This is a genomic window from Pseudomonas sp. LPB0260, assembly GCF_013388395.1.
Genome location: NZ_CP058247.1, coordinates 1,039,570 through 1,054,475, shown reverse-complemented (window position 1 = coordinate 1,054,475; position 14,906 = coordinate 1,039,570). Strand labels below are relative to the sequence as shown.

The following is a 14,906-nucleotide window of genomic DNA, read 5'->3' as shown; positions in this document are numbered from 1 at the left end:
ATGGCCAAGATCAGTGCTTCCAACGCCCTCGCCCGGTTTCGTGTTCTCGATCTTTCGCGAGTCAGGGCAGGCCCGACCTGCGTGCGCATGCTGGCGGACTTCGGCGCCGATGTGATCCGTATCGAGCCGCCCAAGGGGGTCGACCCGAACGAAGGCATGTTTGCCGCCGATCGGCTCGGCGGCGACTTCCAGAATCTCAATCGCAACAAGCGTTCGCTGACCCTGAACCTGAAGAAGCCGGAAGGCCTGGAGATTTTCCGCAGCCTGGTGAAGGACGCGGATGTGGTGGTGGAGAACTGGCGCCCGGATGTGAAGGCCCGCCTCGGCGTCGACTACGAGTCGCTGCGTGCGATCAACCCGCGGATCATCCTGGCGAGCATTTCCGGCTTCGGCCAGAGCGGTCCCTATGCGCGCCGGCCGGGCTTCGACCAGATCGTCCAGGGCATGGGCGGGCTGATGTCGGTGACCGGATTTCCCGAGCAGGGGCCGGTTCGCGCCGGCCTGGCCGTGGCCGATTCCGCCGCGGGCCTCTACTCGGCGCTGGGCATCTTCATCGCGCTGCTCGAGCGGGAGGTCTCCGGGGAGGGGCAGTGGGTCCACACCTCGCTGCTGCACACCATGATCGCCATGATGGACTTCCAGGCCGCCCGCTTCCTGAACGAAGGCGACATTCCCCGGCAGGCCGGCAACGATCACCCGACCAGCAGCCCGATGGGCCTGTTCGAGGCCTCGGATGGTTCGTTCAACCTCGGCGCCTCGGGGGAAGGCAGCTGGCAACGGCTGTGCGCCGCGCTGTGCCAGCCGGGCTGGCTGGAGGACCCGGACTACGCCGATGAAAAGCTGCGGGTGAAGAACCGCGCCAAGCTCAATGCCCAGTTGCAGAAGGTCTTCTCCAGTCACTCGGTGGCCTATTGGGTCGACCTGCTCAACCAGGCGGGCGTGCCGACCGGCCCGGTGTATTCGGTGCCCGAGATGTTCGAGGACCCGCAGGTGCAGCACCTGGGTGTGGTGCAAGAGGTGATCGCGGAAACCGGGATGGCGCGCCGGGTGGTGACCCAGCCGGTGCGTCTGGCGCGTACGGAAAGCGCCATCGCCTCGGCGGCGCCGGGCTGGGGTGAACACACCGACGAGATTCTCAGCGCCCTCGGCTACGGCCGTGAGCGCCAGCTCGAACTGCGCGAGCAGGGGGTGGTGTAGATGGAAGCGGGCACGATCAAACTGAACCTCGACGGCAGGATTGCACGCATTGCCATCTGCAACCCGCAGCGCCACAACGCCATGTCCTTGGCGATGTGGCGCCAGCTGGGCGATATCGTCAGCGAGCTGAACGGGCGCGGCGATATCAACCTGATCGTCCTGCGCGGCGAGGGCGGCAGGGCCTTCGTCTCCGGCGCGGACATCCGCGAATTCGCCACGCTGCGCTCCAGCGACGAGGCGGTGAAGGCCTACGACGAGGCCGTCGATCGCGCGCAGAGCGCCCTGCAGGACTGCGTGCACCCGGTCGTCGCGGTGATCGAGGGCTACTGCTTCGGCGGCGGTATCGGCCTGGCGCTGTCGTGCGACCTGCGTTACGCGGCGGCAAGCGCGCGGTTCCGCATGCCGGCGGCGCGACTGGGACTCGGCTATGCCCTGCGTGGCATGCAGCGCGCGGTGAGCATTCTCGGTGCGGCGCAGGCGACCGAGCTGTTCTTCTCTGCCAGCGAGTACAGCGGCGCAGAGGCCGCCCAGCGCGGTCTGGTGCATCGGGTGTTGGGCACCGAGACCTTCGATGACGCGGTCGAGGCGCTGATCGGCCGGGTCGCGGCCAATGCGCCCTTGTCGCTGCGCGCGGCGAAACTGGCGATTCGCAGTGCGGCGCATATCGAGGTGCCGGCGGCTGTCGCGCAGGCCGTTGCCCGGCAGGTGGAGCAGTGCTTTCGCAGCGAGGACTACGCTGAAGGGCGGCGGGCCTTTGCCGAACGCCGCGAGCCAAGATTCGAAGGGCGCTGAGCGCGCCCTTGCCGTTAACCGAGACCCTCACCGTCTCGCATTCTAGAGAGCTAAGTTCGTGGCAAATCCAAGAATTCCCTATGCAATGCCTGCCGAGCGGCCAGCGCTGCGCGCCCCGGCCTCGGGTTCCATCATGGTCCATGTCGTGGTCAACGTTGAGCATTGGTGCTTCGACCAGGCCATGCCGCGGACCCTGCTCACCCCGCCCCACGGGCGCCAGTCGGTGCCCGATATTCCGAATTTCTCCTGGGTCGAATATGGCATGCGCTGCGGCCTGCCACGGATGATCGAGGCCCTGCGCAGCCGTGGGATCCCGGCCTCGACCAGCTTCAACGCCAGTGTCATCGACGCCTATCCGCAGGCAGCGGAGGCCCTGCTCGACGCCGGCTGGGAGTTCATCGGCCATGGCATGCACCAGCGCGGGATGCAGGACGAGCAGAACGAGGCGCAGGTCATCGCCGGGGCGCTGGACAAGATCCAGGCGTTTACCGGAACCCGCCCGCGGGGCTGGTTGAGTCCGGGGTTGCGCGAGACCAGCGAGACGCCGGAGTTGTTGAAACAGGCCGGGATCGATCACGTCTTCGACTGGGTGCTGGACGATCTGCCCAACTGGATGTCGACGCGCCAGGGCCCGCTGCTCTCGGTGCCTTACAACCTGGAGCTGAATGATTCGGTCATCTACGCGGTGGAAAAGCACGCCTCGGCGGAGTTCTTCGAGCGCCTCGCCACGACCCTCGCGTTGTTCGAGCGCGAAGCGCAAGCGCAGCCGCGGGTGCTGGCATTGGGGCTGCATCCGCACCTGATGGGCGTGCCCCACCGCTTCGCCTATTTCGAGCGGATGCTCGACCTGCTGCAAAGCTCCCCCAGGGTCTGCTTCATGACCGGGACGCAGATCGCCGATTGGTATGTCGAGCAGGTGCCTGCGGAGCCGGGCGAGGCCAGGTAGGCATCGATGTCGGTCCTGAGCGCTCAGGGTCGAACACCATGGGGCGATGACTGCACCGGCGCGCTGTCCGCGAAAGCGCTCTGATGTGTCGCGAAAAAGATCGTTGTCTGTCGTGTCGCCGGCCAGTCCGACTGGTCGGCATTAGCCTGCTGAGTAAAAGCCAATGCAACAGTCCGTTCGAGTCTCGTCCGCCCGCGCCAGCTGCGCGCCGGCTTCTTCGCTGGCGCCGGCCAGTGACCAGGTGCGCGTGGTCGCGCTTGAGCTGTTCGTGACGCAGGGCTTCAACGGCGTCAGCGTACGCAGGCTGGCCAGCGCGATCGGCGTGCAGGCCGGCTCGCTCTACAACCATTTCGACAGCAAGCAAGGCCTGCTTTACGAGCTGATCGAGGACTACGAGGAGGCGCTGCTGTACGTGCTGCGCAAGCAGCAGTGCCACGGCCATGATCCACGGCAAGCGGTGCGCAGCTACATTGACGCCTACATCCGCTTCCTGCTAGCCAACCACTTGGGCGCGGCCCTGACCCGGTTCGAGTTTCGTAGCCTGAGTTCTGCTCAGCAGCGCCATATCCAGGGAGTGCGCCGCCGTTACCACGACTTGCTCGGCGAGATGATCCGCGAGGGCATGCGCCGGAGGCTGTTCGCCATTGGCAATGTGGTCGCCGTGGTACATGCGCTGATCGCCATGCTCGAGGGGGCGCCAGATTGTCCCCCCGCCGAGGGGGCGTCCTCAATCGAGTGGCTGATAGAGCACTTCCAGGCGCTGGTGCTGAAGTCCCTGGTGGCCGATAGCGCCGCGCTGACTTGAGTCGTTGGCTCGCGACAACTTCGCCTGGCGAGCCTGAAGCCCCGCGCCAACTTACAACGAAGGTATTGCTGCGCCTTTGCGCCGTGATCGGCTTCCGCCTGCCCAGCGCTTTTCGGGTGGCACTCACGCTTACTGACTGGAATCAGTTACCGACAGGATCTGCATATGAAACAAGGACACACCGTCAGCGGGCCGCTTGGCCCGGTTCTGACCCGTACGACGATCTGCCGGGAGCGCAGGCCGTGCTGAATGCCCATCTGTGCATGCTGCTCTGGGCGTTGCTGGTGGCGCTGTCATTCTTCGCCGTCGCCGAACTTGGCCCGACCCTGGATGCGCTGCCACTGATCGCCCTGCGCCTGCTGCTGTCCGGCCTGCTGTTCCTGCCCCTGCTGTGGCGGCGACGCAGTGCGATAGGCCGGCCGGCCGTGGCCGCTCACACGTTGCTCGGCGGACTGCTGGCGATACATTTCGCCAGCATGTTCGAAGCGCTCAAGCATACCGGGGCGTTGGACATCGCCATGCTGTTCGTCACCATACCGTTGCTCACGCTCGGGTGCGAACGCCTGCTGCTGGGCACGCCGGTGCTGCAACGACTCTGGCCGAACCTGACCGCCGCCTGCGGCGCTCTGGCGCTGCTGGCCCTCGACCAAGCCCGGTTCGATGCCTACGCCTACGGACTGTACGGGATCGGCTGCCTGGCGCTGGCGCTCTACGCGCCGCTGACCCTGCGCTGCAAACCCTGGCTGGGCGCGCAGCGCAGCGCCGCCTCGCTGGCCTGCGGCAACATGCTCGCCGGCGGCGTGCTGCTGGCGTTGCTGAGCCTGCCGGGACAGCGCTGGCAGAGCCTGCAATGGATGACGGCGGCTGACCTCGGCTGGGTGGTCTATCTGGCCGTCAGCGCCACCCTGGTGACCTTCTGGCTGCTGCACCGCGCCATCTACCACCTGCCGCCTGCCACGGTAATCGCCTACAGCTACATGGCCAGCCTGTTTGCCCTGCTGCTGCAGGCCATATGGTTCCAGGAGGCCCCCTCCGGCATGGCCTGTGGCGGCGCCGTTCTGATACTGCTCGGCATGGCCTGGCTGGCCTACCCAACCGTTGGCGGGTCGAGGCGTGAGCCGGTCTGAGGCGCTGGAGTCGTCCGCCAGCAGCGTGCTGGCGCGTCCTGAAGACGAAAAACAAAAAGGCCCAGGTTTTCACCTGGGCCTTTTTGTTTGAGATGGCGCACCCGGCGGGATTCGAACCCACGACCCCTGCCTTCGGAGGGCAGTACTCTATCCAGCTGAGCTACGGATGCAATGCGGGCGCAATCATACGCATCTAGCCGGCAGGCGTCCATGCTGGCGCGATGTTCGCGATTCTGCACGAGTGCCCCGAGCCTGCCCTGGACCGACCGGTACTTGCCAGCTGGCGCTATGCGTCGTTAATTTTTTCGAACAGCCTATTGCCCTTTACCCCAGCCGACCCTAGGATTCGTTTGAGATTTCAAACGCAGAGATTGAAACTGTGCGGAACTCTGTGCGCCGCCAGCCGTTCGAACTCTGCATGGGCCCGTCAGGGCCGCCAGCTCGCGCCATCGCGAGGGCTAGACTTTTCGACGGGCACCGCCCCGTGACTCCAGTAACGACCGTCCGACGCCTGGGTGTCGGGACTTGAAGGAGACTGCCATGCAACTGAAAGACACCCAGCTGTTCCGTCAGCAGGCCTATATCGATGGCCAATGGCTCGACGCGGACAGCGGCCAGACCATCAAGGTCAACAATCCCGCCACCGGCGAGATCCTCGGCAGCGTGCCGAAGATGGGCGCCGCCGAGACCCGCCGCGCCATCGAGGCCGCCGACCGTGCGCTGCCGGCCTGGCGTGCGCTGACCGCCAAGGAGCGGGCGACCAAGCTGCGTCGCTGGTTCGAGCTGCTGATGGAGAACCAGGACGACCTCGGCCGCCTGATGACCCTGGAGCAGGGCAAGCCGCTGGCCGAGGCCAAGGGCGAGATCGCCTATGCCGCCTCCTTTATCGAGTGGTTCGCCGAGGAAGCCAAGCGCGTCTACGGCGACGTGATTCCCGGCCACCAGTCGGACAAGCGCCTGATCGTGCTCAAGCAGCCGATCGGCGTTACCGCCGCCATCACCCCGTGGAACTTCCCGGCGGCGATGATCACCCGCAAGGCCGGCCCGGCCCTGGCCGCCGGCTGCACCATGGTGATCAAGCCGGCCTCGCAGACCCCCTTCTCCGCCCTGGCCCTGGTGGCCCTGGCCGAGCGCGCCGGCATTCCCAAGGGCGTGCTCAGCGTGGTCACCGGCAGCGCCGGCGAAGTCGGCGGCGAGCTGACCAGCAACCCGATCGTGCGCAAGCTGAGCTTTACCGGCTCCACCGAGATCGGCCGCCAGCTGATGGCCGAGTGTGCCCAGGACATCAAGAAGGTGTCGCTGGAGCTGGGCGGCAACGCGCCCTTTATCGTGTTCGACGACGCCGACCTGGACAAGGCGGTGGAAGGCGCGCTGATCTCCAAGTACCGCAACAACGGCCAGACCTGCGTCTGCGCCAACCGTATCTACGTGCAGGATGCGGTCTACGATGCCTTTGCCGAAAAGCTGGCCGCCGCGGTGGCCAAGCTGCAGATCGGCAACGGCCTGGAGGAGGGCGTCACCACCGGCCCGCTGATCGACGACAAGGCCGTGGCCAAGGTCCAGGAACACATTGCCGACGCCGTGGGCAAGGGCGCCAAGCTGCTCACCGGCGGCAAGCCGCACAGCCTGGGCGGCAGCTTCTTCGAGCCGACCATCCTCACCGACGTGCCGCGCGACGCCGCGGTGGCCAGGGAGGAGACCTTCGGTCCGCTGGCGCCGCTGTTCCGCTTCAAGGACGAGGCCGAGGTGATCGCCATGTCCAACGACACCGAGTTCGGCCTGGCCTCCTACTTCTATGCACGCGACCTGGGCCGGGTGTTCCGCGTGGCCGAGGCCCTGGAGTACGGCATGGTCGGCATCAACACCGGGCTGATCTCCAACGAGGTGGCGCCGTTCGGTGGGGTCAAGGCCTCCGGCCTGGGCCGCGAGGGCTCTAAGTACGGCATCGAGGATTACCTGGAAATCAAATACCTGTGCCTGGGTATCTGATCGTCCTTTCGTAGGGTGCGCCGCGCGCACCTTGGCTAAATTTTCGGTGCGCACGGCGCACCCTACGCATAACTTTCCGGTGCGCCTTGCGCACCCTACCCCGAGGAAGTCATGAGCAAGACCAATGAATCCCTGATGCAGCGCCGCACCGCCGCCGTTCCGCGTGGCGTGGGGCAGATCCACCCGATCTTCGCCGACCGCGCGGAGAACGCCACGGTCACCGACGTCGAGGGCCGCGAGTTCATCGACTTCGCCGGCGGCATCGCCGTGCTCAACACCGGCCACCTGCACCCCAAGATCATCGCCGCGGTGCAGGAGCAGCTGACCAAGCTCAGCCACACCTGCTTCCAGGTGCTGGCCTACGAACCCTATGTCGAGGTCTGCGAGCAGGTCGCCGCGCGCGTGCCGGGCGACTTCGCCAAGAAGACCCTGCTGGTCACCACCGGCTCCGAGGCGGTGGAGAACGCGGTGAAGATCGCCCGCGCCGCTACCGGCCGCGCCGGGGTGATCGCCTTCACCGGCGGCTACCACGGCCGCACCATGATGACCCTGAGCCTGACCGGCAAGGTCGCGCCCTATTCGGCCGGCATGGGCCTGATGCCCGGCGGCGTGTATCGCGCCCAGTACCCCTGTGCGCTGCATGGGGTCAGCAGCGACGACGCCATGGCCAGCATCGAGCGCATCTTCAAGAACGACGCCGAACCCCGCGACATCGCCGCGATCATCGTCGAGCCGGTGCAGGGCGAGGGCGGCTTCTACGTCGCGCCCAAGGACTTCATGCAGCGCCTGCGTGCGCTGTGCGACCAGCACGGCATCTTGCTGATCGCCGACGAGGTGCAGACCGGAGCCGGGCGCACCGGCACCTTCTTCGCCATGGAGCAGATGGGCGTGGCCGCCGACCTGACCACCTTCGCCAAGTCCATCGCCGGCGGCTTCCCCCTGGCCGGCGTGTGCGGCAAGGCCGAGTACATGGACGCCATCGCCCCGGGTGGCCTGGGCGGCACCTATGCCGGCAGCCCGATCGCCTGCGCCGCGGCCCTGGCGGTGATGCAGGTGTTCGACGAGGAGAAGCTGCTGGAGCGCTCCAAGGCGGTCGGCGAGCGCCTGGTCAGCGGCCTGAAGGAGATCCAGGCCAAGCACAAGGCCATCGGCGACGTGCGCGCCCTGGGCTCGATGATCGCCGTGGAGCTGTTCGAGGACGGCGACCTGCACAAGCCCAATGCCGCGCTGACCGGGCAGATCGTCGCCAAGGCGCGGGACAAGGGGCTGATCCTGCTGTCCTGCGGCACCTACGGCAACGTGCTCCGGGTGCTGGTGCCGGTCACCGCGCCGGATGCCCAGCTGGACAAGGGCCTGGCGATCATCAAGGAGTGCTTCGACGAACTGGCCTGAGGCCGGTGATGCAAGAAGACCCGCTAAGGCGGGTCTTTTTTTGCCCGGTCTTCGGAGTCGGACGAGCCCCTCCAGGGGTGCAGAATTTGTAAAACAAAAGCCCGCAGCCCGGGACGGGTCTGTAACAAAAGCGCCGGAGCCTCCTCTATAGTCGGTATTTGCCAAGGAGTTAACCGTGCGCGCCATGCTCCCCCTGCTCGACCAGCTGGCCTTCCCGGCGATCCGTCGTGGCCACCTGGAAGCCCTGCAGATCAACCTGACCTATCGCTGCAACCAGCGTTGCCTGCACTGCCACGTCAATGCCGGGCCGACCCGCACCGAGGCCATGACCGACGAGAGCCTGGCGCTGCTGCACCAGGTCATCGACGCCCACCCGGTGCATACCCTGGACCTCACCGGCGGGGCGCCGGAAATGCACCCGCGTTTTCGCGAGATCGTCACCCATGCCCGGCGCGAGGGCCTGCGGGTGATCGACCGCTGCAACCTGACCATCCTCAGCGAGCCAGGCTACGAAGACCTGGCCGGGTTCCTCGCCGAGCAGGGTGTGGAGGTCACGGCCTCCTTGCCCTGCTACTCGCGCGACAACGTCGACAAGCAGCGCGGCGATGGCGTGTTCGACGCCAGCATCGAAGGCCTGAAGAAGCTCAACGCCCTGGGCTACGGCCAGGACGGCAGCGAGCTGCTCCTCAATCTGGTGTACAACCCCCAGGGTCCGCGCCTGCCGCCACCCCAGGCGGCGCTGGAGGCCGACTACAAACGCCACCTGCGCGAAGACTTCGGCATCGTCTTCAACCATCTGCTGTGCATCACCAACCAGCCGATCGCCCGTTTCGGCAGCACCCTGGTCAGCAAGGGCCAGTTCAACGACTACATGCAACTGTTGCGCGACAGCTACCGTCCCGAGAACCTCGACACGCTGATGTGCCGCAGCCTGGTCAGCGTCGACTGGCAGGGCTACCTGTACGACTGCGACTTCAACCAGATGCTCGAACTGCCGCTGCAGTTGCAGGGCCAGCTGATCGGACGCGAGCGCGCCCACCTGCGCGACCTGCTTGGCCGCGAACTGGATGGCAACCCGATCGTCACCCGCGACCACTGTTTCGCCTGCACCGCCGGCCAGGGCTCAAGCTGCGGCGGCGCCCTCAATGACTAGCGCCGGTAGGGTGCGCCGTGCGCACCACCAGAGCATGCAGCGGACGCTGGTGCGCACGGCGCACCCTACGGAGCTGTTCGCGCTTGGTGCGCATGGCGCACGCTACGGGGCTGCTGGCGCCCTCAACTGATAAGGACTGACGTATGGATGGAAGCGGCGTGATCGGGCTGTTTTTCTGGGGCTTTCTGCTGGCTTACGGGGTGCTGATGGTGGCGTTGTCGCCCCGGGCGGTGACCCTCGGCGGCTTCTTCAACGGCGAGGACAGCCAGGGCCGCAGCGCGGCGCCCTGGCTGTTGACCTCGAGCATCTTCATCAGCTGGATCTTCGCCAAGTCGGTGACCAACGCCGCCAACCTGGGGGCCAGCTACGGCCTGGTCGGCGGCCTGGCCTACGCCACCTACTGGCTGTCGATCCCGCTCACCGGCCTGGTCATCTACCGCCTGCGCCGGCGCTTCGCCGCCACCAGCCTGGTCGGCTTTCTCAGCAGCCACTATGGCCGCGGCGCGGCCCTGGCCTTCTCCGCGGCCATCCTTATCCGCCTGTTCAACGAGGTGTGGAGCAACACCGCGGTGGTCGGCGGCTACTACGGCGACTCCGGCAGCGCCGAGTTCATCGGCGCCGCCCTGCTGTTCACCGCCGTGACCCTGGCCTACAGCCTGCGCGGCGGCCTGCGCAGCTCGATCCTCACCGATGCGGCGCAGGCGGCGATCTTCGTCGTCGCCCTGGTCTGGGTGCTGGGCCTGGTGCTGCCGCAGCACTCGCCAGCCGAGCTGGCCAGCACCAGCCACTGGGCCCTGGACGCCGGGGTCGACCTGCTGCTGGTGGCCGGCCTGCAGATCTTCAGCTATGGCTTCCACGACCCGGTGCTGACCGACCGCGGCTTCATCAGCGAGGAGCAGACCATGCGCCGCTCCTTCATCGTCGCCGGGGTGCTGGGCTTCTTCGCCATCCTCGCCTTCAGCCTGATCGGCGTACACGCCCAGCTGAGTGGCCTGGCCGCCAGCGACAACGTGCCGGCGGCCCTGGCCAAGAGCATGGGCATCGGCGCGTTGCTGGTGATGACCGTGGTAATGGTCTCGGCCGCCGGCTCGACCCTGGACTCGACCTTCTCCAGCCTGGCCAAGCTGGCCGGGCGCGAGCTGCCGCTGCTGGCCGGCCGCGACCTGGGGCAGAAGGCCATCGGTGTGGGCATGGCGGTGATGGTGCTGTTCGCCCTGCTCGGCAACCTGCCGATGATCGCCGGCACCGACATTCTCAAGGCCACCACCATCAGCGGCACCATGGTCATCGGCCTGGCCCCGGTGTTCATCCTCCACGGCCTGGTGCGGCCGACTCGCCTGGGTTTCCACCTGAGCTTCTGGTGTGGCCTCGGCCTCGGCCTGGCCCTGACCCTCGGCTGGATTCCCCAGGCCTGGGCCATCGGCGAGGGCAAGTACGCCCTGCTGCTGGGCACCAACCTGTATGGATTGGGGTTGTGCGTGCTGGGCTACCTGCTGCCCGGCTGGTTACGGAGGACTGCCTGATGCTGCTTGGCGTCGTGGGGTACGCCGTGCGCACCAGGCATCTGCCTGCGGAATGGGTGCGCACGGCGCACCCTACCGCTCATTGGCTGGGGGCTGAAGCCTGATGCGCGCCGGTCGCGACTGCCCGTTGGACTACCGCCTGCCGCGCGAGGCCTTCGCCGGCGCGCCGCTGTTCGACTGCGACACGCTCTATGTGCTCGGCGGCCTGTATGGCAACCGCCAGGCCCTGGCCGCCGCGCAACGCCTGCTGGCCGCCGAGCCGGCGGCGCGCGCCGTGTTCAACGGTGATGCCCACTGGTTCGACCGCGATCCGGCCATCTTCCAGGCCGTGGAACAGGGCCTGGCCGGCCACCTGGCCCTGCGCGGCAACGTCGAGACCGAGCTGGGTCGAGGCGCCGACAGCGGCGCCGGCTGCGGCTGCGCCTACCCGATGAGCGTGGATGACGCCGTGGTGGCGCGCTCCAACGCCATTCAGGCCGAGCTGAACGAAACGGTGCGGGGGCTGCCGGGGATGGCCGCGTGCCTGGCGGAGAGGCCGGTCAGTGCCCTGGTCAGTGTCGGCGGCCGGCGGGTGGCCATCAGCCATGGCGACGAGCGCTCCCTGGCCGGCTGGGGCTGCTCGCGCGAATCACTCAGCGCGCCGGCGCGCCGGCAGCAGCTGGATGCCTGGTTCGCCGCCAGCGGCGTGCAGGTGCTGGCCACCAGTCACACCTGCGCCGCCGTCGCCCTCGACCTGGCCAACGGCGCGCTGATCAACAACGGCGCCGCCGGCCTGCCGAACTTCGCCGACGGTCGTTACGGCCTGCTCAGCCGCATCGCCACCCGCCCGCATCCGCATGCGCTGTATCGCTGCGAGCGCGATGGTCTGTTTATTGAGGCGCTGGCCCTGGATTACGCCCATGATGCCTTTGTCGCCGACTTCGACCGCCAGTGGCCGGCGGGCAGCCCGGCTGCCCTGTCCTATCGTGCGCGGCTGCTCGGCGTCGGCCTGGAGCCGCCCGCGGCGGCCCTGCTGGGCGGCTTCACCCTCAACTCGCACAGTGGCTGTGCACCGGAGACCCACATCGGATGAACCTTCGCAAACTGCTGCTGGTGGCGCTGATCGGCGCCCTGATCGCCGCGTTCTTCGTCTTCGACCTCGGCCAGTACCTCAGCCTGGAGGTGCTCAAGGCCCAGCAGGCGGCGCTGAATGCCCAGGTCGCGGCCAGTCCCTGGCAGGCCGCCGGGCTGTTCTTCCTCGGCTATGTCGCGGTCACCGCCCTGTCGCTGCCCGGCGCGGCGCTGATGACCCTGCTGGCCGGTGCCCTGTTCGGCCTGCTGGAAGGTTTCGTGCTGGTGTCGTTCGCCTCCACCCTGGGGGCCAGCCTGGCCATGCTCAGCAGCCGCTTCGTGCTGCGCGACTGGGTGCAGGGGCGCTTCGGCCGGCGCCTGGCCAGCATCGACGCCGGCATCGAGCGCGAGGGCGCCTTCTACCTGTTCGCCCTGCGCCTGGTGCCGATCTTCCCGTTCTTCCTGATCAACCTGGCCATGGGCCTGACCCGCCTGCCGCTGCGCACCTTCTGGTGGGTCAGCCAGGTCGGCATGCTGCCGGGCACCCTGGTCTACGTGAACGCCGGCCGCGAACTGGGCCAGCTCGAGACCCTGGGCGGCATCCTCTCGCCCGGGCTGCTCGGCGCCTTCGTCCTGCTCGGCCTGTTCCCGCTGCTGGCGCGCAAGCTGCTGGAGCTGATCAAGGCGCGCCGGGTCTACGCCGGCTGGAAGAAGCCCAAGCGGTTCCAGCGCAACCTGCTGGTGATCGGCGCCGGCGCCGGTGGCCTGGTCAGCGCCTATATCGCCGCCGCGGTAAAGGCCAGGGTCAGCCTGGTGGAGAAGCACCAGATGGGCGGCGACTGCCTGAACACCGGCTGCGTGCCGTCCAAGGCGCTGCTGCGTTCGGCCAAGCTGGCCCACGAGTTGAAGAAGGGCGAGGCCCTGGGCCTGCGCGGGGTGAGCGGCGAGGTGGATTTCGCCGCGGTGATGCAGCGCGTGCAGCGGGTCATCGGCGACATCGCCCCGCATGACTCGGTCGAGCGCTACACCGGCCTGGGCGTCGAGGTGATCGAGGGCGAGGCGCGCATCACCTCGCCCTGGACGGTGGAGGTGGGCGGCGAGACCCTGAGCAGTCGCAACCTGATCATCGCCGCCGGGGCGCGCCCGCTGGTGCCGAGGATTCCCGGCCTGGAGCAGGTGCAGGCGTTCACCTCGGACACCATCTGGACCCTGCGCGAGCGGCCGCGCTGGCTGCTGGTGCTGGGCGGCGGGCCGATCGGCTGCGAGCTGGCTCAGGCCTTCCAGCGCCTCGGCAGCCAGGTGATCCAGGTGGAGATGGCCGAACGCCTGCTGCCACGCGAGGACAGCGACGCCAGCGCGGCGCTGCTGGCCAGCCTGCAGGCCGATGGCGTCGACGTGCGCCTGCAGCACCAGGCCGAGCGCTTCGAGCTGGTCGACGGCGAGCAGCGCATGGTGGCCCGCCGCCTCGACACCGGCGAGCAGGTGACCATCGCCTTCGACTGCCTGCTGCTGGCCCTCGGCCGGGTGGCCAACGTCAGCGGCTACGGGGTCGAGGAGCTGGGCCTGGTGGTGCGCGACAACGGCACCCTGGAGACCGACGAGTACCTGGCCACGCGCTTCCCCAATATCTATGCGGTGGGCGATGTCACCGGCCCCTACCAGTTCACCCATGTCGCCGCGCACCAGGCCTGGTACGCCGCGGTCAACGCGCTGTTCGCCCCCTTCAAGCGCTTCAAGGCGGACTACCGGGTGATCCCCTATTGCACCTTCACCGCGCCGGAAGTGGCGCGGGTCGGCCTCTCCGAGGGCGAGGCGCAGCAGCAGGGGGTGGCCTACGAGGTGACCCGCTACGGTATCGACGACCTCGACCGGGCCATCGCCGACGAGGCCGCCCACGGCTTCGTCAAGGTGCTCACCGAGCCGGGCAAGGACCGCATCCTCGGCGTCAGCATCGTCGGCGAGCAGGCCGGCGAACTGTTGGCCGAGTACGTGCTGGCGATGAAGCACGAGCTCGGCCTGAACAAGATCCTCGGCACCATCCACAGCTACCCGACCCTGGCCGAGGCCAACAAGTACGCGGCCGGCGAGTGGAAGCGCGCCCATGCGCCCCAGGCGCTGCTGCGCTGGGTCGAGCGTTTCCATACCTGGAGACGCAACTGATGCGCCGGCTGCTAAGTGTTCTGCTGCTGGTCGCGCCACTCACTCAGGCGGCGCCAGACAACGTCCTCACGCCCTGGACGGCCGGACCGCCGGCGGCCGAGTGGTCGCCGCCCTGGCGTGTCGCCGATATCCCCAAGCTGCAGGCGCCGACCCGCAGCCTGGTCGAGCGGGACGGTCGCCTGGTGCTGCACATCGACGCCGATGCCGCGGCCGGCGGCCTGCTGCACCCGCTCGATCTGCCCGGCGACCGGCCCTGGCAGCTGAGCTGGCAGTGGCGCAGCGAGCGGCGCCTGGAGCAGGCGCGCTTCGCCACCCGCGAGGGTGACGACTATGCCGCGCGGGTCTATGTGCTGCTCGACTACCCGCTGGCCAGCCTGCCGTTCCTGACCCGGCAGAAGCTGCGCCTGGCGCGCACCTTCTACGACCCCAGCCTGCCGGCGGCGACCCTCAGCTACGTCTGGGACAACCGCCAGGCGCCCGGCAGCCATGCCCGCAGCGCCTACACCGAGCAGGTCGAGATGCGCGTGCTGCGTGGTCCGGACGCGCCGCTCGGGCAGTGGCTGAGCGAGCGCCGCGACCTGCGCGCCGATGCCATCGCCGCCTTCGGCAGCGCGCCGTCACGCATCCTCGGGGTGGTGTTCGCCGCCGACAGCGACAACACCGGCGAGCGCGCGCAGAGCTACTTCGCCGATCCGCGCCTGCAGCCCGCCGCGCCTTGAATGAGCCTTGCGCGACGGCGCCCGCTGCCGCCATCCTCTGCGCCTGGCCAGCC

Annotated in this window: 12 protein-coding genes and 1 tRNA gene; 12 read left to right on the top strand and 1 reads right to left on the bottom strand. The window is 68.0% G+C overall.

Going from position 1 to position 14,906, the window contains the following annotated elements; all coding sequences use genetic code 11:
- The 5 genes from LPB260_RS04515 to LPB260_RS04495 all read left to right on the top strand — a co-directional run bounded on the left by LPB260_RS04515 (window position 1) and on the right by LPB260_RS04495 (window position 4,867).
- Window positions 1-1,197 (top strand): CaiB/BaiF CoA-transferase family protein, encoded by a 1,197-nt coding sequence (locus tag LPB260_RS04515; RefSeq protein WP_208707445.1) that lies wholly within the window; start codon window positions 1-3, stop codon window positions 1,195-1,197.
- A complete protein-coding gene (locus tag LPB260_RS04510) occupies window positions 1,198-1,989 on the top strand; it encodes an enoyl-CoA hydratase (protein WP_208707444.1) in 792 nt (263 codons plus the stop codon). It abuts the gene before it with no gap.
- A gap of 58 nt (window positions 1,990-2,047) precedes the next feature.
- Window positions 2,048-2,935 carry a polysaccharide deacetylase family protein gene (locus tag LPB260_RS04505; RefSeq protein ID WP_208707443.1) on the top strand — a complete coding sequence of 296 codons (888 nt, stop codon included), beginning with the start codon at window positions 2,048-2,050 and terminating at the stop codon, window positions 2,933-2,935.
- Between the two features lie 163 nt (window positions 2,936-3,098).
- A complete protein-coding gene (locus LPB260_RS04500; protein WP_208707442.1) occupies window positions 3,099-3,740 on the top strand; it encodes a TetR/AcrR family transcriptional regulator in 642 nt (213 codons plus the stop codon).
- 242 nt (window positions 3,741-3,982) lie between these two features.
- Window positions 3,983-4,867 (top strand): DMT family transporter, encoded by an 885-nt coding sequence (locus tag LPB260_RS04495; RefSeq protein WP_208707441.1) that lies wholly within the window; start codon window positions 3,983-3,985, stop codon window positions 4,865-4,867.
- A 93-nt stretch (window positions 4,868-4,960) separates the two neighbouring features.
- On the opposite strand, the gene LPB260_RS04490 is transcribed toward LPB260_RS04495, so the two are convergent.
- Window positions 4,961-5,037, bottom strand: a tRNA-Arg gene (locus LPB260_RS04490).
- A gap of 370 nt (window positions 5,038-5,407) precedes the next feature.
- On the opposite strand from LPB260_RS04490, the gene gabD reads away from it, so the two are divergent.
- The 7 genes from gabD to LPB260_RS04455 all read left to right on the top strand — a co-directional run bounded on the left by gabD (window position 5,408) and on the right by LPB260_RS04455 (window position 14,853).
- The gene (gene gabD / locus LPB260_RS04485; protein ID WP_208707440.1) at window positions 5,408-6,856 is read left to right on the top strand and encodes an NADP-dependent succinate-semialdehyde dehydrogenase; all 1,449 of its coding nucleotides are present in this window, start codon (window positions 5,408-5,410) and stop codon (window positions 6,854-6,856) included.
- A 111-nt stretch (window positions 6,857-6,967) separates the two neighbouring features.
- Window positions 6,968-8,248, top strand: coding sequence for a 4-aminobutyrate--2-oxoglutarate transaminase (gene gabT / locus LPB260_RS04480; RefSeq protein WP_208707439.1), 1,281 nt, complete (start codon window positions 6,968-6,970; stop codon window positions 8,246-8,248).
- Window positions 8,249-8,432: 184 nt separating this feature from the next.
- Window positions 8,433-9,401: an arsenosugar biosynthesis radical SAM (seleno)protein ArsS gene (gene arsS, locus LPB260_RS04475; protein WP_218281537.1), complete on the top strand. Its 969-nt coding sequence runs from the start codon at window positions 8,433-8,435 to the stop codon at window positions 9,399-9,401.
- A gap of 143 nt (window positions 9,402-9,544) precedes the next feature.
- Window positions 9,545-10,924 carry a sodium:solute symporter gene (locus LPB260_RS04470; protein WP_208707437.1) on the top strand — a complete coding sequence of 460 codons (1,380 nt, stop codon included), beginning with the start codon at window positions 9,545-9,547 and terminating at the stop codon, window positions 10,922-10,924.
- A gap of 103 nt (window positions 10,925-11,027) precedes the next feature.
- Complete coding sequence (locus LPB260_RS04465) at window positions 11,028-11,996, top strand: hypothetical protein (protein WP_208707436.1); 969 nt, start codon at window positions 11,028-11,030, stop codon at window positions 11,994-11,996.
- Window positions 11,993-14,134: an FAD-dependent oxidoreductase gene (locus LPB260_RS04460; RefSeq protein ID WP_208707435.1), complete on the top strand. Its 2,142-nt coding sequence runs from the start codon at window positions 11,993-11,995 to the stop codon at window positions 14,132-14,134. The genes LPB260_RS04465 and LPB260_RS04460 overlap by 4 nt, the downstream gene beginning before the upstream one ends.
- On the top strand, window positions 14,134-14,853 hold the full coding sequence (locus tag LPB260_RS04455; RefSeq protein WP_208707434.1) for a DUF3047 domain-containing protein: 720 nt from the start codon (window positions 14,134-14,136) through the stop codon (window positions 14,851-14,853). The genes LPB260_RS04460 and LPB260_RS04455 overlap by 1 nt, the downstream gene beginning before the upstream one ends.
- Window positions 14,854-14,906: the final 53 nt, after the last annotated feature.

Coding starts and splice junctions, on each gene's coding strand:
- LPB260_RS04460 (WP_208707435.1), top strand. CDS start 11,993: ATGAACCTTCGCAAACTGCTGCTGGTGGCGCTGATCGGCGCCCTGATC.
- LPB260_RS04515 (WP_208707445.1), top strand. CDS start 1: ATGGCCAAGATCAGTGCTTCCAACGCCCTCGCCCGGTTTCGTGTTCTC.
- LPB260_RS04465 (WP_208707436.1), top strand. CDS start 11,028: ATGCGCGCCGGTCGCGACTGCCCGTTGGACTACCGCCTGCCGCGCGAG.
- gabT (WP_208707439.1), top strand. CDS start 6,968: ATGAGCAAGACCAATGAATCCCTGATGCAGCGCCGCACCGCCGCCGTT.
- gabD (WP_208707440.1), top strand. CDS start 5,408: ATGCAACTGAAAGACACCCAGCTGTTCCGTCAGCAGGCCTATATCGAT.
- LPB260_RS04500 (WP_208707442.1), top strand. CDS start 3,099: ATGCAACAGTCCGTTCGAGTCTCGTCCGCCCGCGCCAGCTGCGCGCCG.
- arsS (WP_218281537.1), top strand. CDS start 8,433: ATGCTCCCCCTGCTCGACCAGCTGGCCTTCCCGGCGATCCGTCGTGGC.
- LPB260_RS04455 (WP_208707434.1), top strand. CDS start 14,134: ATGCGCCGGCTGCTAAGTGTTCTGCTGCTGGTCGCGCCACTCACTCAG.
- LPB260_RS04510 (WP_208707444.1), top strand. CDS start 1,198: ATGGAAGCGGGCACGATCAAACTGAACCTCGACGGCAGGATTGCACGC.
- LPB260_RS04470 (WP_208707437.1), top strand. CDS start 9,545: ATGGATGGAAGCGGCGTGATCGGGCTGTTTTTCTGGGGCTTTCTGCTG.